This window comes from Oleiphilus sp. HI0066, assembly GCF_001635725.1.
This window is the reverse complement of record NZ_LWFH01000682.1, coordinates 1-894: the sequence shown is the minus strand read 5'-3', so window position 1 is coordinate 894 and position 894 is coordinate 1. Positions and strand designations below refer to the sequence as shown.

The window sequence follows — 894 nt, the reverse complement described above, 5'->3', positions numbered from 1 at the left end:
CTTCTGCGCTTCGTAAAGTTCCTCAAGTCTCTGAGAGTTTGCAAGCAAGTATTCAAATGCACTCAATGATGCCTTCGAGCCCTCGCCCATCGCGATCACAATCTGCTTGTAAGGAACCGTACTCACATCGCCCGCTGCATAAATGCCTTTGCTTGATGTGTGGCACTTTTCGTCAATAACGATCTCACCATATTGGCTTGTTTCGATCACATCTTTGATAAATGCGCTGTTAGGCACCAAACCAATCTGTACAAACACTCCATCGACTGCAACATCTTTCACTTCGTTGGTGTCACGATCAAGATATTTCATACCGTTGACCTTACCATTCGCCGCAGTGACTTCTTGCGTTGCAGCACTCTTGATAATCGTAATGTTGTCACGCGCTTGCGCTTGATCTACCAGTACTTGGTCCGCTCGCAAGGTATCTGCAAATTCAAGCACCGTCACACTCTTCACGATACCAGCCAAATCGAGTGCCGCTTCGATTCCAGAATTACCACCACCAACAACAGCAACATCTTTCCCTTTGAAGAATGGGCCATCACAATGTGGACAGTACGCCACGCCATTACCGATATTTTCTTTCTCACCAGGAACGTTTAGCTCTCTCCACTTCGCCCCTGTTGCGACAATCAAGGTCTTGGTATCGATACGCTCACCTGATGACAAGACCACGGTTTTGATCTCTTCATCGATCACTTCGCTTACACGCAAGTGCTCTTTCACCGTAATGTCGTAATCATTCATGTGATTGATTAAGTTTCCTGTTAGTTCAGGACCGGTTGTACTCGATACTGAAATGAGGTTTTCGATGCCCATTGTGTCTTTCACTTGGCCACCTAATCGCTCAGCAATCAGCGTTACTTTCAAACCTTTGCGCGCACTATAAAT

Annotated in this window: 1 protein-coding gene; it reads right to left on the bottom strand. The window is 46.2% G+C overall.

All coding sequences use genetic code 11. The features are described 5' to 3' along the window. Positions 1-894, bottom strand: an 894-nt coding sequence (locus tag A3738_RS08645; RefSeq protein ID WP_197473722.1) for an FAD-dependent oxidoreductase, incomplete at both ends; no start/stop codon positions are given.